General features: G+C 57.0%; 36 protein-coding genes. 12 read left to right on the top strand and 24 right to left on the bottom strand.

The features are described from left to right. Positions 1-65: 65 nt before the first annotated feature. The 8 genes from IPI58_09680 to IPI58_09715 are packed head-to-tail and all read right to left on the bottom strand — an operon-like array spanning position 66 to position 2,925. On the bottom strand, positions 66-410 hold the full coding sequence (locus IPI58_09680; GenBank protein QQR69071.1) for a helix-turn-helix domain-containing protein: 345 nt from the start codon (positions 408-410) through the stop codon (positions 66-68). After that, entirely contained in the window at positions 407-868 is a 462-nt protein-coding gene (locus tag IPI58_09685) for a hypothetical protein (GenBank protein ID QQR69072.1), read from the bottom strand. Before IPI58_09685 ends, IPI58_09680 begins: the two co-directional genes overlap by 4 nt. Before the next feature lie 11 nt (positions 869-879). Continuing rightward, the gene (locus IPI58_09690) at positions 880-1,170 is read right to left on the bottom strand and encodes a hypothetical protein (protein ID QQR69073.1); all 291 of its coding nucleotides are present in this window, start codon (positions 1,168-1,170) and stop codon (positions 880-882) included. Further along, positions 1,167-1,508: a hypothetical protein gene (locus IPI58_09695; protein ID QQR69074.1), complete on the bottom strand. Its 342-nt coding sequence runs from the start codon at positions 1,506-1,508 to the stop codon at positions 1,167-1,169. The genes IPI58_09690 and IPI58_09695 overlap by 4 nt, the downstream gene beginning before the upstream one ends. A gap of 1 nt (position 1,509) precedes the next feature. After that, positions 1,510-1,707 carry a hypothetical protein gene (locus IPI58_09700; protein ID QQR69075.1) on the bottom strand — a complete coding sequence of 66 codons (198 nt, stop codon included), beginning with the start codon at positions 1,705-1,707 and terminating at the stop codon, positions 1,510-1,512. Further along, the gene (locus IPI58_09705; GenBank protein QQR69076.1) at positions 1,704-2,015 is read right to left on the bottom strand and encodes a hypothetical protein; all 312 of its coding nucleotides are present in this window, start codon (positions 2,013-2,015) and stop codon (positions 1,704-1,706) included. The genes IPI58_09700 and IPI58_09705 overlap by 4 nt, the downstream gene beginning before the upstream one ends. Further along, positions 2,012-2,341, bottom strand: a complete 330-nt coding sequence (locus IPI58_09710; GenBank protein QQR69077.1) for a hypothetical protein — start codon at positions 2,339-2,341, stop codon at positions 2,012-2,014. Before IPI58_09710 ends, IPI58_09705 begins: the two co-directional genes overlap by 4 nt. Beyond that, positions 2,338-2,925: a hypothetical protein gene (locus IPI58_09715; protein ID QQR69078.1), complete on the bottom strand. Its 588-nt coding sequence runs from the start codon at positions 2,923-2,925 to the stop codon at positions 2,338-2,340. Before IPI58_09715 ends, IPI58_09710 begins: the two co-directional genes overlap by 4 nt. Before the next feature lie 330 nt (positions 2,926-3,255). Here IPI58_09715 and IPI58_09720 point away from each other — a divergent pair, with 330 nt between their 5' ends. Continuing rightward, entirely contained in the window at positions 3,256-4,080 is an 825-nt protein-coding gene (locus IPI58_09720; GenBank protein ID QQR69079.1) for a hypothetical protein, read from the top strand. A gap of 128 nt (positions 4,081-4,208) precedes the next feature. On the opposite strand, the gene IPI58_09725 is transcribed toward IPI58_09720, so the two are convergent. The 7 genes from IPI58_09725 to IPI58_09755 are packed head-to-tail and all read right to left on the bottom strand — an operon-like array spanning position 4,209 to position 6,731. Continuing rightward, a complete protein-coding gene (locus IPI58_09725) occupies positions 4,209-4,421 on the bottom strand; it encodes a hypothetical protein (GenBank protein QQR69080.1) in 213 nt (70 codons plus the stop codon). Next, positions 4,418-4,624 (bottom strand): hypothetical protein, encoded by a 207-nt coding sequence (locus tag IPI58_09730; GenBank protein QQR69081.1) that lies wholly within the window; start codon positions 4,622-4,624, stop codon positions 4,418-4,420. Before IPI58_09730 ends, IPI58_09725 begins: the two co-directional genes overlap by 4 nt. Before the next feature lie 57 nt (positions 4,625-4,681). After that, entirely contained in the window at positions 4,682-5,617 is a 936-nt protein-coding gene (locus IPI58_09735; GenBank protein QQR69082.1) for a DUF2303 family protein, read from the bottom strand. A gap of 29 nt (positions 5,618-5,646) precedes the next feature. Then, entirely contained in the window at positions 5,647-6,030 is a 384-nt protein-coding gene (locus tag IPI58_09740; GenBank protein ID QQR69083.1) for a hypothetical protein, read from the bottom strand. Continuing rightward, positions 6,030-6,251 carry a ClpX C4-type zinc finger protein gene (locus IPI58_09745; GenBank protein QQR69084.1) on the bottom strand — a complete coding sequence of 74 codons (222 nt, stop codon included), beginning with the start codon at positions 6,249-6,251 and terminating at the stop codon, positions 6,030-6,032. Before IPI58_09745 ends, IPI58_09740 begins: the two co-directional genes overlap by 1 nt. Further along, positions 6,248-6,475, bottom strand: coding sequence for a hypothetical protein (locus tag IPI58_09750; protein QQR69085.1), 228 nt, complete (start codon positions 6,473-6,475; stop codon positions 6,248-6,250). Before IPI58_09750 ends, IPI58_09745 begins: the two co-directional genes overlap by 4 nt. Position 6,476: 1 nt before the next feature. Then, the gene (locus tag IPI58_09755; GenBank protein ID QQR69086.1) at positions 6,477-6,731 is read right to left on the bottom strand and encodes a hypothetical protein; all 255 of its coding nucleotides are present in this window, start codon (positions 6,729-6,731) and stop codon (positions 6,477-6,479) included. A gap of 364 nt (positions 6,732-7,095) precedes the next feature. Here IPI58_09755 and IPI58_09760 point away from each other — a divergent pair, with 364 nt between their 5' ends. After that, positions 7,096-7,464: a type II toxin-antitoxin system RelE/ParE family toxin gene (locus IPI58_09760; GenBank protein QQR69087.1), complete on the top strand. Its 369-nt coding sequence runs from the start codon at positions 7,096-7,098 to the stop codon at positions 7,462-7,464. Next, positions 7,445-7,771 carry a helix-turn-helix domain-containing protein gene (locus IPI58_09765; GenBank protein ID QQR70105.1) on the top strand — a complete coding sequence of 109 codons (327 nt, stop codon included), beginning with the start codon at positions 7,445-7,447 and terminating at the stop codon, positions 7,769-7,771. The genes IPI58_09760 and IPI58_09765 overlap by 20 nt, the downstream gene beginning before the upstream one ends. Positions 7,772-8,237: 466 nt before the next feature. Here the strand turns inward: IPI58_09765 and IPI58_09770 are convergent, their stop codons facing one another. Together IPI58_09770 and IPI58_09775 are read right to left on the bottom strand one after the other, a co-directional pair. After that, positions 8,238-8,906, bottom strand: a complete 669-nt coding sequence (locus IPI58_09770) for a helix-turn-helix transcriptional regulator (protein QQR69088.1) — start codon at positions 8,904-8,906, stop codon at positions 8,238-8,240. Between the two features lie 551 nt (positions 8,907-9,457). After that, the gene (locus IPI58_09775; protein ID QQR69089.1) at positions 9,458-10,027 is read right to left on the bottom strand and encodes a helix-turn-helix domain-containing protein; all 570 of its coding nucleotides are present in this window, start codon (positions 10,025-10,027) and stop codon (positions 9,458-9,460) included. Here IPI58_09775 and IPI58_09780 point away from each other — a divergent pair. Continuing rightward, positions 10,026-10,286, top strand: a complete 261-nt coding sequence (locus tag IPI58_09780) for a hypothetical protein (GenBank protein ID QQR69090.1) — start codon at positions 10,026-10,028, stop codon at positions 10,284-10,286. The genes IPI58_09775 and IPI58_09780 overlap by 2 nt on opposite strands. Positions 10,287-10,338: 52 nt before the next feature. Beyond that, positions 10,339-10,803, top strand: coding sequence for a hypothetical protein (locus tag IPI58_09785; protein ID QQR69091.1), 465 nt, complete (start codon positions 10,339-10,341; stop codon positions 10,801-10,803). 5 nt (positions 10,804-10,808) lie between these two features. Here the strand turns inward: IPI58_09785 and IPI58_09790 are convergent, their stop codons facing one another. Beyond that, positions 10,809-11,498, bottom strand: a complete 690-nt coding sequence (locus IPI58_09790; GenBank protein ID QQR69092.1) for a DUF4145 domain-containing protein — start codon at positions 11,496-11,498, stop codon at positions 10,809-10,811. A 223-nt stretch (positions 11,499-11,721) separates the two neighbouring features. Between IPI58_09790 and IPI58_09795 the strand changes: the two genes are divergently transcribed. The 4 genes from IPI58_09795 (at position 11,722) to IPI58_09810 (ending at position 14,328) form a co-directional block, all read left to right on the top strand. Beyond that, positions 11,722-12,111, top strand: a complete 390-nt coding sequence (locus tag IPI58_09795; protein QQR69093.1) for a VRR-NUC domain-containing protein — start codon at positions 11,722-11,724, stop codon at positions 12,109-12,111. Positions 12,112-12,123: 12 nt separating this feature from the next. Then, on the top strand, positions 12,124-13,242 hold the full coding sequence (locus IPI58_09800) for a helix-turn-helix domain-containing protein (GenBank protein QQR69094.1): 1,119 nt from the start codon (positions 12,124-12,126) through the stop codon (positions 13,240-13,242). Beyond that, the gene (locus tag IPI58_09805) at positions 13,242-13,778 is read left to right on the top strand and encodes a hypothetical protein (GenBank protein QQR69095.1); all 537 of its coding nucleotides are present in this window, start codon (positions 13,242-13,244) and stop codon (positions 13,776-13,778) included. The genes IPI58_09800 and IPI58_09805 overlap by 1 nt, the downstream gene beginning before the upstream one ends. Positions 13,779-14,103: 325 nt before the next feature. Continuing rightward, positions 14,104-14,328, top strand: a complete 225-nt coding sequence (locus tag IPI58_09810; GenBank protein QQR69096.1) for a hypothetical protein — start codon at positions 14,104-14,106, stop codon at positions 14,326-14,328. Here IPI58_09810 and IPI58_09815 read toward each other — a convergent pair. The 6 genes from IPI58_09815 to IPI58_09840 all read right to left on the bottom strand — a co-directional run bounded on the left by IPI58_09815 (position 14,304) and on the right by IPI58_09840 (position 18,404). Beyond that, entirely contained in the window at positions 14,304-15,170 is an 867-nt protein-coding gene (locus IPI58_09815) for a hypothetical protein (GenBank protein QQR69097.1), read from the bottom strand. The two genes, IPI58_09810 and IPI58_09815, sit on opposite strands and share 25 nt — an antisense overlap. Before the next feature lie 130 nt (positions 15,171-15,300). Beyond that, positions 15,301-15,477, bottom strand: coding sequence for a hypothetical protein (locus IPI58_09820; protein ID QQR69098.1), 177 nt, complete (start codon positions 15,475-15,477; stop codon positions 15,301-15,303). After that, entirely contained in the window at positions 15,474-16,106 is a 633-nt protein-coding gene (locus tag IPI58_09825; GenBank protein QQR69099.1) for a ParB-like nuclease domain-containing protein, read from the bottom strand. Before IPI58_09825 ends, IPI58_09820 begins: the two co-directional genes overlap by 4 nt. Continuing rightward, entirely contained in the window at positions 16,094-17,290 is a 1,197-nt protein-coding gene (locus IPI58_09830) for a DUF3440 domain-containing protein (GenBank protein QQR69100.1), read from the bottom strand. Before IPI58_09830 ends, IPI58_09825 begins: the two co-directional genes overlap by 13 nt. Further along, on the bottom strand, positions 17,275-18,021 hold the full coding sequence (locus tag IPI58_09835) for a hypothetical protein (GenBank protein ID QQR69101.1): 747 nt from the start codon (positions 18,019-18,021) through the stop codon (positions 17,275-17,277). Before IPI58_09835 ends, IPI58_09830 begins: the two co-directional genes overlap by 16 nt. A gap of 11 nt (positions 18,022-18,032) precedes the next feature. Continuing rightward, positions 18,033-18,404: a hypothetical protein gene (locus IPI58_09840; GenBank protein ID QQR69102.1), complete on the bottom strand. Its 372-nt coding sequence runs from the start codon at positions 18,402-18,404 to the stop codon at positions 18,033-18,035. A 286-nt stretch (positions 18,405-18,690) separates the two neighbouring features. Here IPI58_09840 and IPI58_09845 point away from each other — a divergent pair, with 286 nt between their 5' ends. Genes IPI58_09845 through IPI58_09855 form a run of 3 tightly spaced genes read left to right on the top strand, consistent with a single transcriptional unit; the run spans position 18,691 to position 21,345 of the window. Beyond that, positions 18,691-19,182: an HNH endonuclease gene (locus IPI58_09845; protein ID QQR69103.1), complete on the top strand. Its 492-nt coding sequence runs from the start codon at positions 18,691-18,693 to the stop codon at positions 19,180-19,182. Beyond that, positions 19,130-19,684, top strand: coding sequence for a terminase small subunit (locus IPI58_09850; GenBank protein QQR69104.1), 555 nt, complete (start codon positions 19,130-19,132; stop codon positions 19,682-19,684). The genes IPI58_09845 and IPI58_09850 overlap by 53 nt, the downstream gene beginning before the upstream one ends. Next, positions 19,681-21,345: a terminase large subunit gene (locus IPI58_09855; GenBank protein ID QQR70106.1), complete on the top strand. Its 1,665-nt coding sequence runs from the start codon at positions 19,681-19,683 to the stop codon at positions 21,343-21,345. Before IPI58_09850 ends, IPI58_09855 begins: the two co-directional genes overlap by 4 nt. The last annotated feature ends 14 nt before the right edge of the window (positions 21,346-21,359 follow it).

Below are 21,359 nucleotides of genomic sequence, written 5' to 3' on the forward strand. Positions count from 1 at the left end.
GTACCACCTGAGTGCCGTGGCGATCTTATAGCGTTCCGGGGTTTCAATCGGGCCTGGTCGCTGGCCTAATGACAATTCGATGATGTAACGTCCAAGCCTTTCTTCAGCCTTCTGGCGATTATCAGTGCCAGTTGACCGTCGTTTGACCCGTCGGAATCGTGGGTCGTAGCTATAGATGTACCAGTTCGGCTTTCCCGGCTCTCGTCCAAGCCAAGCGGGGGTGCGTGATTGAGACATGGCAGTACGGCTCCATCCAAGAATGCGCGGACGTCTTCGATTCTGAACCTTATATGCCTACCAAACTTAACGACTGGAATACGACGTTGATTCCGGAGACGAACAACATCCTTTTCCTCGACCTGCAGCATCTGTGCGACCTGCGCCGCTGTTAAAACAAGGGGGTCAGTCATTCCTCCACCTCGGGTTTTGGCAAAAGGTAGCCGTCTGGCAAATAGGGCAGGATGAGATCCGATGCTGTCTTCCCGTTCGGGAGAAGTATCTGGCCCATGAATGCGCTTTCGAATGACAATACGTCGGTTTCGATAGCCATCAGCTGGGCTTTGATCCAATCCCGCAGGATCGAACAGACCGCGAGTTGCCCTTGTTTTAAGGCGCGCTGCCTGTGTTCTTCTTCGCTACACCGCCTGCCTTTGCTGTAGGAATTCTCGCGCAGCCACGCCCTGGCGTAGCCGTTGGCTGACGCTTTGGCCTCGACGACAACGCCTTTATAGGCGAACCGAACGACGGTCTCCCCGCGCTGGAAATTCTGCATCACTCCGAAGTCGGAGCAACCAAATTTCTCCACGAGCTTTTGAACGTCGTTGATCGCAGACGCACCAGAAGTGGCATTTTCGTAGGGCAGGGGCATCGTCACACCCCTCAATGCATCGTCGGTTGGCGGCTGAGGTCCCATCTCGACGACATTTGTGTCGTCGAGTCGGCGGTCTGTCGGCTTAGCGCGGCCATCTCACGCGCGGCCTGGATCACGCGGCGTTCCTCATCGTTCCGCAGCGATCCGCGGCATTCCACCTCGGCCTTGCCCATGCGTGTCACTGCATCCAAGGCGCTGCGCATCGGGACGCTGGCATTCTGGCCAAGCATTTCCATCCGCATCTGCTCTTTTCCCTGACGTGCGGCGCGTTTCGCGCGGCCTCGAAATTTCGTGGTCATGGCGCGTCCTTTCCAAGGGTTCCCTTGTGATCTTCGATCTTCCACGTTTTTTTCGTGGGCCTTTCTAGTAAATTGCTGACAAGCGTGAGAAGGCTCTGACGCGAATGGTCGAGATCGATCCACATCACATCATCACGATTATGCTCATCCTCGAACAGCTGCATTGCGGCATACAGGATAGCCAGGGATGCATCGCGCCTATCGCCCATCCACTCGTTTTGCAACACCACGCGGCGCCCGTACTGATTAACCCAGAATAACGCAACGATGTCGTCTTTCGGGAGCACGCTAACAATGTCAGCAAAGATGTCGTGATACGAGTATGTCACATTGGTCATCTCAATCCCTCCTTAGCTTGACGCGGACAGCCACATCGGCCATGGCATCGGTGATGTCGTCTTTCGTCGCTGGGGCTGGTGCTGGCAGGGCGAAGAATTCGTGACAGGCGCGGTTGCCGGCCAGGCTGGAGATCAGGACGCCTTGGGCGCTGATGTCCAGGACTTCCCCGCCGCCCAGCGAGTCGTGGGTTCGAATCATTGTTCGTCTCCCGCAGGCGCGCACCGAGGGATGAAGCAATTAGTGATGCAGTATTTTTCCCGATCTAAATGCATGGCGATCCCAAAAACATCATGCAGAAACGTAAAAGCATCGGCTTCCATAAGTTTGCTTAAATCGACCGCGCCGATTATATGCGCGCACACCAAGTCCATCTCCCAATCCATCTCCTTGCGTTTCCTGTATTCGGCAGGGCTTATGCGCTTAACCCGCGCGAGAATTCGTGAAACACGAAAAGACGCATCGGGGGACACGGCCCAGCTAAACTCTTTGTCTTTTTCTCTGTTCATCGTCCGTCCCCCATAGCTTTGACTTGCACGGCGCTGGCCTGCGCCTCTTTTTCGATCACGGTCATCTCGCGCTTAAGCTGGGCTTGGATATGGTGCGCCATCTCATGCGCCAGCAAGGCTCGGTGCTGCGGGTTGGTTGCGTCCCAATCGCTGGGCAGGATGATCGTGGCGGGTAGCTCATTGCCTGCGACCGTCGTGCCAGGAACATAGGCGGCCAGGGCGGTGGCCTTCAGCTGCCACAGGGCGTCATCCGACTGCACGATGCGCGGTTCGGGAATGACGTTGACGCAAGCCAAAGCCAGCATGGCGGTGACGGCGGGGGTCATGACACCCTCCGTTTCGCGGCTTTGGGAAAGAAGGTGGCTTCCAGGCTGTCGCAGCGCGCGCGAATGCCGCCGATATCCACCGCGATACTGGCCCAGAGATTGATCCGCTCGGCTTGCGTCGGCTCGGACGGCTTGGGCAGGGAATGGGAGGCTGGCGCAGGCAGTGGTTCGGGACCCTGCGCTAGCTTTCTCTTGGGCGCGTACATGCGCTGGTGTTCTTTGACGGTGATGATGCGCTCGGCATGGCCGCGCCGCCAGTCCATGAAGACGGTGATGAGCGACCGGCGGACTTGTGCCGCCTGGGCCGTCCGGCTGAAGGTGCACAGCAACAGGGCCTGCGCCTCGTTCAACCAGTACTCGGTGACTTCACGCTGTCCACCTTTGCCGATGGCGATCATCGTCGGCACCGCCGACAATGATCCGTAACTTTCCAACTCGGCTTTGTTGGCGTCGATCATTTCACGGATGGAGCGGGGATTCGCCAGCCCCAGCCGCTCGGCAATGGCCAAGTCGCGCACGCGCGGCTCGTGGTTGATCGCGGTGTTAAGGTCTGAAACGGTCAGGGGGATGATCTGAGCGGTCAAGTTGAAGCCTCCTGTATGGCGTTGAACGCGCCAACAGAGGGGCTTCTTATGACCCGCCCTGGTGGCGGGAGCTAAGAACCTGTACAGGCCAGGCGGGCTTATTCCCCTTGCGGGTGTTGTATTCGCCCACTCCCGCCGTGCGACGGGCATAAAAATAGCCGCATGTTTCGGGGCGGCTACCGCCTGTAAGGATTTCTTAGATCCGAATCGGAGGGTGCCACAACACGCGACGGATGTCAAATCTGTTGAGAGACGGTGGGGGTTGACCCTAGAGTAGATATTTCTTAGTTTTAGTCGATCTGCAATCATAGGGACACTATAGGTGACAACATGACGGCTGCTTTCGATAGCTTGCTTTCCGCGCTGAAGCGGCTGACCGAAGATCGACTGTTTTTTAAACAGAAGGTCGAAGTTCCTCCTCCTCCAATGCCGGTCCAGGTTGGGGATGAAGATGACGATGAGGAAGTAAGCGGTGGAGAAAACTTTCCTGTCCCTGGTTTCTTTGTCTTTATTGTCTATGTAGACAGAAATGGGGATGAAACAAAACGCAGAATAACTATTCGCACAATTCAGAAAAAGAGCGGCAAAACCTATATTAGGGCGTTCTGCCATGAGAGGAACGCATACAGAACTTTTATTGCCGGGAACGTCCGTAGTATTGTCGATATAACGACTGGACAAGCTATAGGTAATATGAAGATATTTTTCGAAGAACATATCTGCACAGACCCTTCTGCATCCTGGAGCATGGCTTTGTGCCAAGCGCTCCGGCGTGTTGGGCACGAAATATCCATTCTCGCGTATTTTGGAAAATGCGATGGGCTTTTGGATAAACAGGAAGCCGAGGTCATATCTCGCTATGTCATAGCGACATGTCCCGATCTGCCGCTCGAAGAAGATAGAATTAAAACCTATGCTAGACATATCTTGCCGGATAAGGACGCTTTTGTTGATGGGTGCAATGCCATCGTGGCTGCCGTTGGTGATCAAGCGAGCAACGAAACTGTCATAGAGCGTTTGGGCCCACTTGTTGACGCTGCAACTGAGATTATCAATTGCGATGGAAAAATAGACCCTCGAGAAAAGAAAAGTCTGAAAATTCTGAGCAAAAGCCTGAATCAGGTTGGAATGAAGCTGAAATTGAAGGCGACTTAGAACTGTTCCTATGCAGGGGCTGCAATGGGGGATGGATGTCAAGGCTAGGAAACGGCGGGGGTTTCCTAGGCCCCCCGCCGCCCTTCCATCCATGGGCGCACATGATAACGCCCTGGCGGAAACCGGTGTCATTTCCCTGCCTCGTCGGTGATGTCAGGCTGCGGGTCGCTGGCGGCTTCGAACAGGTCGGCGAAAAGGTCCGCCGCTTCTGCCCTGGACGCGATAACGTCCCGCACCAGGTTATCGGTCAGAAAGCGGATCACGCGCAGGCGCTCTTGGATCTCTTCCATCGTCATGCAACGGCATGCCTGCAGGCGTCCCGTGAGCTCTTCGGGCGTCATACCCCGTCCCCCTTAACCTCGGGATACGGGTCGCAGGCGGCCATGGCTTTGTCCAAAGCGGCGACGAACGGGTCGACCATGCCCAGCTTGGCTTCCTCCTCGGCCTGGGAGGCTTGAATATCGTTCAGCAGGTCTTCCAGCAGGCCTTGGATCACGTATAGGCGGTCGCTGATGTCCTGCATTTTCGCGGTATCCATCGTCATGCGCATGCCTCCATCTCCACGGCGTTCATGTGTTTCTCCTGGTTTTTGGTTTGGGTGTTACTCTGGGCTGCCATAGAGCAGAGGAAGGGCTGTTCCCTTTTCTGCGCCTTGACATATTTCCCGGAAGGCGTGATCAAAGACCTTGTCTTTGCGATACATCTCGTAAAACCACGAGACGCTGCCGCCTGCCAGGCGGTATCGCAGCCTCACCGGAATTCGATACAAATCTCCTCCGTTAAAAACGGGGATGGCGATCAAGAACAAGTTCGGCACCTGAATGCGCTGGCCTTGCCCATCCTGATGTTCGCTGGTGTATTGCAGCGTGGCTTCGCCTGACGCGATATTCACCGCCTGTGTTGCCTTGGCTGACTCGTTGATGGAAATCCCGCGAGACAGTTCCATCAGTCCATGTGGGCCAGCAAACTTACCGCCAAGAAGGCGGGATAGGTCTGTTAGGCTTTTGTCTGCGTCTTCCTTCGGATCAAGATCGGGCGGCGGGATGACATCTTCGATGCGATTTTCAATGAAAGCAGCGAAGTCGACCTGGCTCATCTTCTTGCCATTCGATGCGCCCCACTCTCCCCATTGTTCCGACAACGGGCAGGCATAAGAGGCTCTGTGGCGTCCAAAGCGTGGAGACCCCTTTGCACCTCTGCAGTGATAGTCCAGCACCGCAAGGATAGATGGCTTTATCGTGCTGATATTGGCAAAGACAACGCTATCGTCATCCTTAAAGCGGTTGACGTGCGCAATAAAGCTATCCAGCGTGTCAAGATGGGCTGTGCCCTGCCGACGCTCTGGAGCCGCTCGATACTCATCCAAAAGCGGCTTGATGGATGCGACGCTCTGCCCTTGTGGCAAGATCATAACCTCATGCGTTTGACCATCTGTTGAGCCGTCGCTGATGCTCAGTGTCCTTGCTTGCAGTTTTTCTTCGAGCCACGCCGCCAGGGCGGCGGTTTCTGTGGCGCATTCGCTGGTCATTTTATTCATGGTTGATTCCTTTTTTAGGGGGGTGATGGTTAGACAGACTTGATCGCGGTGCCGTTTTGCCCCGTGACGTCTCGCAAGAAGGGCAGTTCGCCTTGGCGTGGGTTGCGCCTTGTCAGACCATTATTCGGCGTCGCCCAATAGACAGCTCTGCCGCGCGGCGGCTGCGGCATCTGTTTCTTGATCGTGCCAGTCACTTCAAGGACACCGTTATCAAGAGATATCTGGAAGACGACGCCTAAGATGGCTTTGGGTTTTCCACCATGATCCAGGGCGTAGTTTGAAAGCTCGCCGATGATCTGGCGTAGCGTCTCGGTGAGTTCGTTATTCAACTCGCCGTCTTCGTGTTCAGCCAGGAAGTGGCTGAATGATCGCATTTCGCCAGCGTTCGCGGCAGGCGTGGGGGTATTATCCATTATGGTCTGTCTCCCTTTTCCGTAGTGATGCTGCCGCCCAGCGCGAGCCGCCGGACGTTGAGATTGGACTGATCTTTCCCTTGGTACTGGCGCCGGATGATCCTGTCGGCCTGCCCCACGCAGACATTGCAGATCGCCACCGAGCCATCGATGGCGGTGACCAACACGGCCACCTGGTCATGGCGTTTGGCGCAGAACGAGCAGGCGGTGGCGGTAGTCATTCCGCGCCCTCTGTTTTGATCTGAGTGGGGGCGGGCTTGGGCGAGGTGAAATACGCCCATACCCAGAAAAACAGAGCCAGGGTCAGCACCACGGCCATAACCAGCGTCTCGATCGAGCTGGATTGGATGGCGAGCTTCCCGATATCCCAGTTGAGCCAGACACCCAGCGGCAGGCAGGCAATCATGACCGGGGTGGATATGAGGTCGAAAATTCTCCAGAACATGTCAGCGTCCTCCCTGGCTGCCGACGATGCGCGCTTCGTCGATCACGCTGTCGCGGTATTGGGCGATGGCGGCCTTGTCCTGCGCGGACAGGCACCGCACCAGCATGGGCTGGGCCGCGTCGCGCTGGGCGATGAGGGCGGCGGCGCGTTGGCTGTGCGCATCCGCCTGCCGCCGCAATGCCGCCGAGCGCAGCAGCAGATCGGCCGCATCCTTCGCCGCCATCGAAAATCGCACCATGAGTTCGGTCGTCATCATCGTCGGGCATCCCATGTTTCGCCGCCCACTTACTGGTTGGCGTGCCTCATATTACCAAAACGACAATGCGAGTCAATAGAATATTTCCATAAAGGTAATTCCATTGTTTTCCGACACTTGCTCGGTGGGCAGGAATCGTCGCCAAGCCATGCGTCAGTTTGTCGCTGGGGGAAGGGGGCTAGTGAGGAAGCAGTTAACATTCGTGTAACAAATAGTTGACATGTGTGTAACAGATGGTTGACAGCTATAAGACAATGCCTTATAGTTAAGCCATGAAGATCATACGCACCAAAGAGGAAGCAGTTAACATTCGCGTAACAATCAGTTGACATACGTGTAACATATAGTTGACAGCTATAAGACAATGCCTTATAGTCAAGCCATGAAGATCATACGCACCAAAGAGTTTGACCGTAGGGCGGAAAAGCTGTTGGACGAGGACGATCTGGCGGAATTGCAAGACACACTGCTTGCTTTGCCCGATGCCGGGGACGTTATCCCAGCCAGTGGCGGTCTGCGGAAGCTGCGCTGGGCATTGCCGGGTAGGGGAAAACGCGGCGGCGCGCGCGTGATCTACTTCGTCTTGGGTGGGAATGGGACGATCTATCTGCTGACCGTCTATGCCAAGGCGGAAAAAGAGGACCTAGACCCATCGGAAAAGAAAGCCTGGTCCAGGTATGCAACCCTGATTAAGGAGGAATATCGCCATGCCGATGAAGAAACAAGGCACTAAGCCGCGCTCGTCGCCTCTGGGCCGGTCCGTCCAGCGCGGCCTGAAAGAGGCTCTGGCCCATGCGCGCGGCGAGATCGAGCTTCCGTCCTATCAGCCGGCCAGCGTCCCTAAGCTGGTTGACGTGGCGCGGCTGCGTACGCGGCTGGGGTTGAGCCAAGCCAAATTCGCCGAGCGGTTTGGGTTTGACGTGACCGCTGTGCATGCCTGGGAACAACATCGCCGCATGCCAGGCCGCGCGGCGCGCATCCTGCTACAAGTCATCGACCGAGAGCCAGCCGCCGTGCTTCGCGCCATCGGTGCCGTTTGATGGGGCCTCAAGTTAGTGAGGATGCAAAATCCTTATTCCCGACCAAGAAAGAATTTGAAGCCCACAAAGGGCTTGCTGGGCACTGCTAAGCGAGAATTGTGAGGGGTCGTTAGGTCTCGGCCTAAATATTGACCCAAACCCCACCGCATCCTACTGTTTGCGCGAAGGCGTGTGCCTTCACGGGGCCTAGAAACCCCGCACAGAGCGGCAGTCCTGATTCGTCGGGACTGCCATCCGCGCCTCTGGCCGGAGGGTGGCGTTATGTCCAGGGCGAAAGCCTAAAGGCGCGCACGCCGTTGCTCTGTGACGGTTTCTAGCCTCCGGCCACCAGCGCGGAGCGGTATTATGTCAGACAACAAATCAGCCTTCATATTCGCCTATGCTTTGGCGGCGGTCTCCGGGTTTATCATGGGTATCATTGTTTGCCACTTGTAACCCCGCCCAGGCCGCGCGCAGCTTTGTCGCATCACCCCTTCAGCAGCGCATCATACCTCTGGTCCTCGGGGCAGGTGCTTTCCTTGGGCATCTTGCCGTTGTGCCAGAAGAAATCGAACATGTTGCGTTGCTGGGCCGCGATCAGCTCGTTTTCCACAAGGATGATCTTTTTTGCCACGCGCCCATTCACATTGAAAGAAACCTTATTCCCATAGAGCAAGCTTAGCTGATTGATGAAATATCGGCTGGGCACCAGGCGGACTTCCTTCAGGGGCGTCCGATGGAAGCTGTCGTTTTCATCGCATAGCGCACGGACACGCACACCAGCGCGGCGCATACGCAGCCATCGGTCCACCACTTCCTGCGTCGAAAGGCTGCCTTGGTTGAATGCAATCAAGACCTCGCCGCCCGTATCGCCCAACGTGCGGGAAACGTCATCCAGCAAGTCGAGATAGGCGTTCTCCGATTCCAGGATCGTCACTGTCCGGTCGTGCTCGCGCACGCCGTTATCGGGTGTGAATTCTAGGCCGCGACTTTCGAACGTCTCTTGCAGCTTGCGAAGCGTGGTTTCTTGGGCGTTTCCCGCGCCGCGCTCGACCTGCTGAATCGTTCTGGGGGCCAGGTCTGCGGTACCGGCGAGGTCTTCGATGGTCCAGTCCATGGCGGCGCGCGCCATACGCACTTGCTTGGCTGTAATCATTTTTCATTCCCTCCGGTTTTAGTTGCCCACAAAAAAGATTGCCGATAATCGATAATCTGTCAAATAAATTAACCCATCATTAACAACTGTTCCGTCATAATACGCCTCATGGATGCCGAGACAGAACTCACTGAAGCCCTTGAAATCCGCTACGGAATAGCGGGGGCTTGGGCCATCCTTCAGGAAATCCAAAAGGCACAGTCGCACACGCGCCCGACTTACGGGCATCACAGACCATTCCCTTGGTTGCAACCCGAACCTATTAAGACGGAGCAAGAAAATGGGGAGACACGATGATGCTGTTCATCAATTTCTCGAGACTGTTGTGCGTTCAAACCCTCCGCAATCACATGACGGTCCTATCACGCTGGCGCAGAGCCGCGCTCTGTGCCTCTTGATCCGAGAGATCACGCACATGCATAAACGACCAGCCGATGCGATCATGGCCGATTTGCTGGATCGCATGGGAATCGAGGACATTGCCGATCTACCGCAGAGCCAGTGTCCGAACGCCTTGGCGTGGTTGGGTCGGTTGATCGGATCGCGATAGCTTAGCGGTCGGACGACTTTCGCGGTGCAGGCCCACTTAGTGCATTTTGGGCAGACTGTATCTTATGGAATTTAATAACATTATCAGCGATAAGGCGGCCATTCTCGACGATCCGTTCACGATCACTCCCGTTCGTGTCCAAGGTCTGCTTGTATATCGTCAGAATCCAATCAGCCTCTTGCTCGGGATCGACTTCCATTTTCTCTTCGACGATTTTCTTGCGGACAGCCGTGATGATCGCAGACATAACGCTAAGATCCATATCCGCCAAAGCATCGTCTAGCTCTGTTGGCATAAGGTCTGATATTTTGCATTCCAAAGCCTTCGAAATCCGCTCAAGCCATTCGATAGTCAAGCGTCTCTCGCCCGATTCTAGGCGTAGTATTTGAGGCGCGGAGGTCGGCGGGTTGATCTCGTCGGCGAGGCGCTGCATCGACCAACCTTTAGCCTCGCGCCGTTCTTTTATGCGATTTGTCATGGCATTATTGTAATCAGATGAGGTAAAATTGAAATTACCATTAGGGCATTTTATTTGTTGACTCTCATTGTCAAGATGGTAACGTCCAAACATGACTCACGCCCTCGCTGTCTATATTGATCGAAACTACCCATCGCGCGCCGCATTCGCGGCCAGCGTTAGCGTGTCGCCAGCCGCTATATGCCGATACATCCACGGCCAGCGCGTGCCCGGAAGACGGGTCATGGCGCGGATTGTCGATGCGACCGGCGGGGCGGTGCGTCCGGAAGATTTCTTCGGCCTGCCATCTGCCCCGCCGACACCCCCCGTATCCAAGAAACACCCTACCCGCAGCCGGAGGGCAAAGACATGAGGCGTTTTGACCGGCTCCCCAGGATTTTCCACAAATTGAAAGGCTGCCAACCATGACGATCCACATCCAGTCGATCAGCCGCGCGGCGGTGGAAGACGCGGTGTCCCAGGCGCTGCGACAGAGCATCGGCCCTCGGCGCGAATATGGCTATGACGAGGCCGCCGCCATCTTGGATGTGGAACGCCGGACGCTGGAAGCCTGGGTTTTGGGGCAGCAAGCGCCCTGCCTGTATAAATTTTTGCGGCTGGCGGCCTGGCTGGGGCCGGAGTTTGTGAACCACGTCCTGCGCCTGGCCGGGCTGGATGGTGCGTCGCGCAGCGGCACCGCCGCCGCACCCGACGATCTGCACCTGAATAAAGACGTTGGCCGTCTGATCTGCGCTCTGGGCGACGCCCTCAGCGACGGGCACGTCGATCACCTGGAGCGCCCCAACGTCGCCAACCGCGCGCGCCATCTGCACGCCGAGCTGGGCGATTGGCTGACCCAGCACGACCACACCGCCGCGCGGGGGAAATGATGGAATCAGACCGCTTGAGCTTCTTTAAGATTTCGCTGCTCTCGTTGCAGCCGTACGGCTTCGGGCAATGTGAACACATATTGCAGAACAAGCCGTGTGAAGGTTTCCAGGTCTTCGGCTGCTGCGACGGAGGGAGTTTCTATACTGTGCGCGGCGCCGTTGCCAAGCTCACGAATTTCATCGGCCCATTCGTACAGACTGCGGGTCAGAACGCCGTTACCCGCCAACCATTTGATGCGCTTTTTCAGATCAAGGCTGTGCTTGGGCGTATCGTCGGGGTGCGGATACGCTGTCTTCAACGCCACTTCCAGCGTCCGTCGAAACAACATGCAAGCACCGTTCAGGTTGTCACGCTTTCTATTCTCGCATGCCTCCAGATAAAGCTTTTTCACTCCGTCCGACAAATAACCAGGCGCGTCGTGCCAGTAGGGCTTGGGCCAGGTCTCGCGCAACGCCGAGATGCCAATCTTTGGATTGTGCCGCCTCGGAAAGCTATTTTTATTGGAAAAGATGATTTGAACGCTCTCTTTGTTCAAAGCCGTCATGCCCAGGCCGCACAGACTGCATCGCCAGAAAGAAACCATGCCGCGGCTCGGGTCGCGTTCATAACGCGGCATTTCTTGCACCAGAGTAAAACGCGCGTTCGGCTGCAGGCAGTGGGGACAATCATAGATCAGGAAGGGGGCGTCTGACATGGATCTCTCCAAATGCATCCGGTTGATCGAAGCGCGTTTGGCGGCGACATCAGACAACCCGCTGGAATCTGACCCTGTTACCGCCTTGTGGCAAGATTATAAGCAGATGGATGATCTACGAGAAAGGGACATCTTTGTCCTAGTTTTGATAGCAAAGGCCCTGGACGTCAGCTGCAGGCTTGCGTCGATAGAACGACACCAGACTGAGAAGGCGAACTAGCCCATGCGCCGCCCCGAGCAGGACATGCAGCGGATAGTGGCCAGGTGGCTGACCCTTGCGCTGGACCCGCGATGCGCGCGGTTTTGTCATGTCCCGAATGGCGGGGCACGAAGCCCGGCGGAGGGCAAGATATTCAAAAGCATGGGCGTCCGCGCTGGTGTCCCTGATCTGCTGATCGAGTGGCATGTCGATGCCACCCCCATCAACGCAGCCTATATCGACCACGGCTGGATCGAGATGAAGGCCGGTAAAGGCCGCCTGACGGCGGAACAGGACGCCTTCCTGGGCCAAACGGTCCTGTGGCGCGGCCATGCCGCCCTATGCCGCAGCCTGGACGAGGTTCAAGCCACCCTGCGCGGCTGGGGCGTGCCACTGAGGATAATCGGCAAATAATAGGAGGGCAGTGTGAGTATCAAATTGATGTCGGCCGCATGGTATGCGCCGCTGCCGCAAAAAGAAAAGATCGTATTGCTGGCGCTGGCGGACAATGCCAATGACGAGGGTGTCTGCTGGCCCTCCATTTCCAACGTGGCCTTGAAGTGTTCGGTTAGTGAGCGAACTGCCCAATATGCTATCCGCGCGTTGGAGCAGAATGGTTACCTGAAAACGGAAAAGAAACCGGGATCGAGCAGCGTCTATACGATCACCAATCCCAAGACGTGGCGACCATTGGATGCCGCTGGACACCTCTCATCGGGTGATGGGGTGCAGGATTTGCACCCCCGCAAGATTTGCACCCCTGCAAACCCTGCAAATGCAAGGAATTCCGGCCATGCTTTGGGAGGAGGGGTGCAGGATTTGCACCAGGGGGGCGCAGGATTTGCACCGGTGCAGAATCTGCGCCAAGGGGTGCAGGATTTGCACCAGGGGGGTGCAGAATCAGCATCCGCTACTATAGAACCATCATTGAACCATCAAGAACCATCAGGGGGGGAGCGCGCGGGCGCGCTCGACCCACCCCCCCATCCATCCGACGATCAATCCGGATCGAATAAACCGCCTGACCCGCTGGACCAGGCCGTGGCAGCTTGGAACGCGATGGCGGTCGAGGCGGGGCTGATCAAGGTTTTGGATTTGACCCCCGGTCGGCGGCGGCAGCTGGCCGCACGGATTGCCGAATGCGGCGGGATGGAGGGCTGGCGCCGGGCCATGGCGCGGGTGGGCAGCAGCTCGTTTTTGACCGGCGAAAATCCGCGAGGATGGAAAACCGATTTGGGTTTCATCATCGATCCAGATCACTTCGCCAAACTGCGCGAGGGCGGGTATGGCGGGATCGATGCCGCCGCCGATCCTGATACCAGCCATGATCTGCTGGACGGCATCCCAGACGAGCTGCGCGAGCCGCTGCGCCGCGCCAAGATTGGGGCTGAGGACGCGCGCCGCTGGTTTCGCGGCTGTCGGATCAACGGATCGGCCCTGTTGGTCCCCAAGCTGTTCACGCGGGACTGGATCGAGACCAATTACGGCCACCTGCTGCGGCGTGTGCTGGGCGATGGGCTGCAAATCACGGTGGAGGCGGCTTGATGGCGCGGCGTCGGCGGAGCTTGAGGTTGGACGCGGTGTCAGTGGATTACGGGACTCCCGAGGCCGCGCGGCAGGCGGACGCGCCCAAGGTAGCCGAATGCGACCCGCACGAACCGAACGTGACGGTCATCCACCGCCGGGTGCTGTCGCAGCGCGTCGTGGACCGCCTGTTGCGCCAGGGGATGATCACCCAGCGGCAGCATCAGGCGGCAGGGTTCTTGTACACCGATTGGCGCGCCTGTGGCTTTGAGCGGCCCGGCGGCGGCTTTCTGGCGCGGCTGATGCGGGTGCAGGGCGGCGGCAACACCGCCCAAGCCAGCCAGGCGCAGGCCTATGCCGAGATGCGTCTGCGCGAGGCCCTGAAGGCCGTGGGAGGGCGTCTATCGGATATGCTGGTCAGCGTAGTGTTGATCGACCGGCCCTTGTTGGACGCCTATCAGGATCGCCGCTGGACCAATCGCCCTCAACGCCAGGCCGCTGCCGTGACCGATCTGTGCCATGCCCTGGACGATCTGGTGCGGTTTTATGGGGTCTAGCGATGGCTGCGCGTAGAATCGCATGGAGGCAGAGAGCCAAAAAGCTGCTGGTATTGATGCCCAAGGAAAGGTGGTTGAACACGGATGAGATCGCCCATGCCATCGCGCCGATCCCGTTCGATAGGGTCACAAAGGAGGCTCTGGCTCGGCTTCACTTTGAGGGCCTGATTAACCGCACGCACCCGGATTTACGGCTGCAGTCGTCTCTAGTGCGGCACTCCCTGCGCTACTGGGTGCCTAAGGCCGAGCAGACAGCCGCGCGTCCCCCACGACTGTGCCTGCGCTGTCGCAGAGAGTTCATACCGGATCATCGCTGGAATTACTTGTGTCGTCCGAACTGTGGGGAAGGATGATGTACAGCAGAAAAGACCTAGCTGAGTGCGCGCACCGTGAACTGCAAAAACGCATCGAAAATTATCCGCGATGGGTCAATGAGCGGAAAATGACCCGCAGCACCGCTGACGATCAAATAGCCAAGATGCGCGCGATCTATCGGTTGCTGGTCGCACTGTCGGATCAAGAGATTCATGGTGGGCAGGGTGGTGCGTGATCAGGCACATCATCGACGTTGACCGCTATTGGGGGTAGCCAGCGCAGGCAGCGTGCGGTTCGGCCTGGGCCGACGAGATAGGTGTGCCAATGCGCGCGGCGGATATGGGCGCGGGGCCTGGTCCGGCCTGTCTGCGGGTCGATCTCGTACTGGTCTGTATCGTGCAGGGCGTAAGCGCGCCGCAGGGCCGCGCCCAGGCGGACGCCAACATCCCATATCGTGGGCTGGTCCGGTGCAAATAGACGCCAGCCCAGCTTGGTCCTGATGGGACGAGGATAGGCCGGACGGCGTGTGCTATCGCCGATCTCGGCATCGTCGGCGCATAGATACAGCAGTAGGGATATCAGCGGCTCGACCGTTTGACGTATGTCCGCGCCCAGCGACGGCGGGAGATCAGGGACCGGCGGGGCGATGGATCGAACATTGGCCTGCGCCAACTCGATGGCGCGAGTGATGGCCTCATCCAGCGTCCATGCCCCCAAATGCAGGGGCTGCGGATGCAGGCCTGCATCGGTATCCAACAATAGCCGCAGCTCCTCGATCCCGCTGTTGGCGTCGCGTTCAAGATGTGCAAAAAATCCGTGCAGCCGGTCCCCATAGGCCTGCTGTCCGGGCGTGTCGATATACACACACCACTCTGGAAGGTGGTAGAGAATATCGCATGGCAGGTCGCCCGAGATCGACGTGTCGGCCAGGGCGGCGTAGAGCGCGGGATCATAGCGGTAGATACCCTGCGTTGGTCGCCAGGCAGCCAGCGCCGCGAGGCGACTCACCCCGGCGATATCACCCACGCCGAGCCTGTGAGGGCCGCCCCCGCTGACTATGGCGTAGGCCGCCGCCATAGGGCAGTAGCACCACTCCGGCCAGTCTGGCAGCCCTCTCCCGCGATCTTGGCGATAGGCGTCGTACTGACGCCACGCGCCGGGGTAGTCTCTGGACGCAGCGATAAGATGCGCCCGAGAGCGCGTGAGCTCACCGCGATTTGGCACGGAGCCGCCTCGCCGCAGCCAGCGCCAAACGAATGCCCACACTGATAACTCCGCCGCCGATCTCCCGCGCCAACGCACGGTCCGCCTCGGACAGATAGACCTCTATCGATTTTCCGCCCTCCATCATCTGTGGCCGGCCAGGCTTGCGCAGCTTATTCATTGTGTGTCCCATGCTTCAGAAAAATCTCGGTCTGAAAATAGCTCAGCTAATCCGCCGATCTGCTTCAAACGAAGTACTTCGTCCGTATCCATCCCCAGTTCTTTGGCGATCCGCTTGTCGTCCCAATTGCGCTTGGATAGTTCTATGACTATGTCCGACATGGCTGAAACCATATGCCGCCCGCGCGCGCGGTTATGGCGGATTGTAGCGGCGATCCGATCTGATCTGGACGTACGGTCAGTATTCACTGTAGTGACCGGCAGATAGCCGTGCAGCCGATCCCGTATATCTAAAGTCTCGCGTCCGACGCGATTCCGATGAAACCCGTCGATCACTGTACGGGAATCATCGGAATCTGCATAGGTGACAATTGGCTGCGTATATCCATCCTCGCGCACTGAATGCTCCAAGAGGCGCATTTCTGGGGGGGCCACCTTGTTCGGATTGTAATCGTTCGCTTCGATTTCCTCAGCTTTAACCCAAAGGATTAGGTCGACTGGCTCCTGAGAAAATGGGCTGACCAAATGTAGTTCTGTGCGCACGCGGTTGAGTTCAGCAACCCGCTGGTCAAGTGGCAGTACAGAGATGGCCTCGACCAAAGCCGCGCTCAATGCTGCTATATCCCCCATCGTAACCTCCTATTCTTCATGACACTGAGATAGCGTTCATACGACTCGCTCTTTGTTTGCGAGAAACTTAACCCCTTGCACCAATAGTCGTTTCTCAGAAGAGCCTTGCAGATGCGAGTCCAGCTTGGCTTTTTGCGATCATTCATCTCCCCTTCATCGGGGATGCCGCTCGGATAGCTGCGGTCCTCGTACCACTTGATGAAGACGGCAATTTTATTACGATAATGCTCTGCTGTATGCGCAGGCATGGATGCTAGAAGTAACTCGGCAAAACTCTCCCATGTATGGCCGGGAGGTTTCTTGATTTTAGAAACCCCCGTGATATTGCCGCGCTCCTGCGCATAAAGAGCGCCGCTGTTGGCACCGTTGACGCGGGCTACGACTTTGCCCCATGTCTCGGGCTCAATGACCTGATATAACCACAACCCCTTACGTTGATCATCGCCATAGGGCTGGCATATACGCATCTGATGGGGTGTCAGTCCAGCAAGATGCATTCGATCATAAAGCTTGTTATGGGGCATTCCTGTTCTCGCGTGGTAGGTCCATAAATCCTCCGTCCGCCAATCGTAAATCGGGTATATGTTCCAGAGCGGCCCACCGCATGATGTCGTCCATGAGCGCCCCTCGAACCGCGTCTTGTCGATAATGAGTGTGCGGAATCGATTAAGGCTCTCGTCAGCGCGAATGCCTACAAGGCAGGCAGTTGATTTCCCAGCGGCAAAATGGTGGCCAAAAGCTGGAACGAGTTCCTCGAACTCCATCTCGTGTCGAAACCAAGGATATGCTTCTGGGCTCTTAACAGATTGTGGGTGAGGCTCGCGTATCCATAAATCGCGGGCGGATGGGTCCCAGCAAGTCCATCGTGGTGTGTATTGCGAAACTGCATTACGGAGGATCAACGGCAACGCAATCCAATGGGGATCGACCAACTCTCGATAGAGGTCATAGCATTCGGCGACATGCTCAATGGTCAAGCGATACTGAGCTTCAAGATCAACAAACAACAATCCAACCTTACGTCCCCGAATCCGAGCCTCATCCATCGCCAGATGCAGCATGACGGTTGAATCTTTCCCGCCAGAGAAACTAACGTAAATGCGCTCAAATGTGTCGAACGTCCAAGCGATTCTTTCTCGCGCCGCAGTCAGGACATCAACGCCGAGTCCTATTTTACGAGACATTGCTCAACCTCTTCTTTGGTGAGACGCTGTGGCTGACTATTGGTGATCCGGAGAAAATATCGCTCAGTGGAGTTCCATGACTGTGGTGAACTTACCTCGTAAATCGGTCCTTCTTCTAAGAAATAAGTGACATATATCCCGCGTGATCCAACGGAATTTGATCTACAGTAATCCTTCGCGCCACTAACAAATACTCTTGCCCATCCGCCGCGGCCATCAGAGCCAAATATGCGTGCGACCCAGTTGCGGGATCGAAAGCCGACCATGGGTCCAAGGGCTTTCATGTTGTCGCCAATTGCCTCAAGAGATATGGCAAATCGTGGCCGCCCCGTAATTACATTAAGGAATTGTGTTTGCAAAGGCCGCGGCTGTGCCATGGCGATCTGCCGTTCCCGTGCTCTCCGCTCGTCATTTTTAATTTGAGTAACGCTGGCTCTTTGAGCCTCGCGCAGTTCTGTTTCTTTTTCGGACTTCTCGTGCGCCAGAGCAGCAAGACGCTCAATTTCTGGGATGGCGCGGCGGATGGCATCGCCGGATGAGAAAGGATATCTCCAGCGCCTGTATTCCGCCTCCCATTTGCTATTCGGCAACAAACGAAGGAGACGGCTGAGTGGCTCGCTATATCTGACGCTGACGAGGATGCCTAATTTGTCGTCCACACTGATCCAACACGAATCAGGAAGTGGATCAAATACAAGGTCATCCCGGGCTCTTTCTTCGATAAATTTCATAGCTGCCCTCCCTATAGAGGGTAGCCGTTCGTCGCATAAGCTAATCGGCCTACATGCATTACATCCTCTAATCCAACGATAAATAGCTTGCAGCCGTTTGGGGGGATGTTACCCCAAACTATCGCTCCGCCATCCGGCAGGCCTGTTACCCAGTTAGAGCCGTATGCCTCCTGCCCATCGCGACGCTGATCTCCACTGGTCATCCATTTTGGAGCAACAAAGGTATTGTCGTATCTGTTGGACATATCTTTGATATATTTTTCTGATTCTCCCCATTCGCCATCGCAAAACTCTTGTGCTAATCCGCGCCAGTCGGGCGTTTTGTTTTTTATGGCTGTGTCTAGGCGATCTAGAATCGAATCGGCTGCGGCGTTGGTGGTCATTGTCATATCTCCTCAAGAGATTTACTGGGTCCCGCCAGCGCGGACAGATCGTCACGATCCATAAGATAATATTAGCCGGATATAATTCGGACGGCAACGCCTATTTATGGCCCATCTCGGACACTTTCTCATAAATCCGTACACGTAACATATTGGCCGTTGAGATCGTGCTTGCGACTTGTAACATTTCGTGGCACAGTTTTGTCACGCTGGTCGAAGTGCCGGTGAAGAGGTCGCCCCGAGCGGCCTTTTTTATTGAGATCATCCTAAAAGCTTGAGGATATTGATGCCGCTGCGCTGCCTGACATCGCGGGTCGCGTGTGCCGATCTGCGCGCGGTGCGGCGTCCCATGCAGACCGAAGCCGAGCGGCGGGAAGCGTGGGAGAAACGGACCAAGGCGGCGCGTGCGATCTATCACACGCCCGAATGGCGCCGGGCGCGGGACGCTTATCTACGCGCCAACTATGCCTGTGTGGCGTGCGGCAAGGCCGCGAATACGGTGGATCATATCAAGCCGCATCGCGGCGACCCGGAACTCTTCTGGGATGCGCGTAACTGGCAGCCTATGTGCTTCCTGTGCCATCAGGCCAAGCGTGGGCGCGAGAGGGTGATGCCGACAGTCTGGCGGGGGGAGGGGGGCAGAAAGTCTACCGCTCCTAATGCCCTGGACCGCACATCCATCCCACGCGCAGATTTTTTTTGCCCGGATTTAGGTGGGGAGATCGATGTTAAGCTCTCTGACAGATCGACAGCGCCGCTTTGTGGATGCCTACCTTGAGAATCGCAATGGAAAACAGGCAGCTATCTCTGCTGGCTATAGCGCCGCGACAGCTGTGCATCAGGCCTCGCGCCTGTTAAGGTCTGTTAAGGTGGTCGCCGAGATGGAACGTCGCAGCGCTCTGGTACAATCGCGCAGCGGAGTCACACAAGATATGGTCCTGGCCGAACTGGCCAAGCTGGGTTTCTCCGATATCAGGCAAGTGGTGCGCTGGTGCCGGAACCAAAGCGACGACGGAGACATCAATCAGGTTTTTCTGGTCGACAGCGATCAGCTCAACGACGAGGCCGCCGCCGCCATTGCCGAAATCACTCAAGGCAAAGACGGTAGCCTGAAGGTGAAACTGCACGACAAGTTGGCGGCCTTGGTCAAAATCGGCCAGCACCTGGGAATGTTTCGTCCCGCATCGACCCCAGCCGATGACTTGGGTAAAAAAGAGCATGCCGATATCACCGCCCAGAATGCCGAGCAGGGTACGGAGTGGGCCGGACTGCTGAACTGATGGCTTGGGATTTATCATGTCCGGACTGGGCGGATCGTCTCCGCTCGGGTCGGTCCCTACTGCCAAATTTACCGCTGAATATGGCCGAAGCCGAACGCGGCGTACAAATCTTCAACCGTCTGCGTCTACCCGATGTTCCGGGCCAACCTATGCTGCGCGATGCGGGCGGCGAGTGGTTCCGCGATATGGTCCGCGCCCTTTATGGATCGTGGGACGCATCATCGAGGACACGGCATATCCGTGAAATCTTCTGCCTAGTTCCCAAGAAGAATTCCAAAACCACCGGCAGCGCAGGGATTATGGTAACGGCGTTGCTTCACAATACCCGCCCGCGCGCCGAGTTACTTCTGATCGCTCCAACGATTGAGATCGCCAGCCTGGCTTATAGTCAGGCTCTGGGGATGATCGAAGCCGATCCGGTTCTGAAAGCCAAGTGTCATATACAGGATCACAAAAAACAGATCACCTACCGCACGACCGGCGCGTTTCTGAAAATCAAGAGCTTCGATCCAAAGGTTATCACAGGCTCCAAACCTGTCGGCATCCTGTTGGACGAATTGCACGTCATCGCAGCTTATCCCAATGCCGACAGGGTAATCGGCCAGTTGCGCGGAGGCTTGATCTCGCAGCCTGAGGGATTCCTTATTAGCGTCACCACGCAAAGCGAAAGACCGCCTTCGGGTGTCTTTGCGGCGGAACTGGCGAAGGCGCGCGCGGTGCGGGATGGACGGCTTCACGGAATTCCCCTGCTGCCGATCCTGTATGAGTTCCCTGAGGGGATCGATTGGCGCAACCCGGCCAATTGGTGGATGGTCACGCCCAACAATGGAAAGTCGATATCGGTCGAACGCTTGATCCCAGATTACGAGGCCGCCGTTGCGGCTGGTGAGGCGGAGCTTCGCCGCTGGGCGTCGCAACATTTGAATGTTGAGATTGGTCTGGCCCTGCAGTCCGACCGCTGGGCGGGTGCAGATTACTGGGAAGGCTGCTCACTCGAGGGTTTGACACTAGAGGAGCTGATTGAACGCTCGGATGTCATCACCATCGGCATTGATGGCGGCGGCCTGGACGATCTGTTGGCTATCTGCGTGTGTGGCCGCGACAAGAACACGCGAGACTGGCTGCTGTGGACGCGCGCCTTCGCACATCCCTCGGTGCTGGAGCGCCGTAAGTCCGAAGCCGCGCGCCTACACGACTTTGCAAGAGATGGCGATCTGATCTTGGTTGAGCGTCTGGGAGATGACATCGCGCAGATCGCCGATATCGTCGAGCAAGTCAAAGAAAGCAGTAAAATGGACAGGGTCGGCCTTGATCCTGCTGGGATCGGCGCGATTGTGGACGCGCTGGACGAACGCGGTGTGAACGGCGACAAGATCGTCGGCATCCCCCAGGGCTGGAAACTGACCGGAGCTATCAAGACGCTCGAACGCAAATTGGCGGACGGCACGGCCTGGCACGCCGGGCAAAGGATCATGGCCTGGGCTGTTGGCAATGCCAAAGTCGAACCGCGCGGAAACGCGATTATCATCACCAAGCAGGCAGCCGGGGTGGCCAAGATCGACCCGTTGATGGCGGCGTTCAATGCCGCCGCGTTGATGGGGCTTAACCCGGAAGTGCAAGGCCCATCAGTCTATGAAACGCGCGGCATCGTTATGGTCTAGGGGAGAGAGCAACA

The organism is Alphaproteobacteria bacterium, from assembly GCA_016699305.1.
Classification (GTDB): Bacteria; Pseudomonadota; Alphaproteobacteria.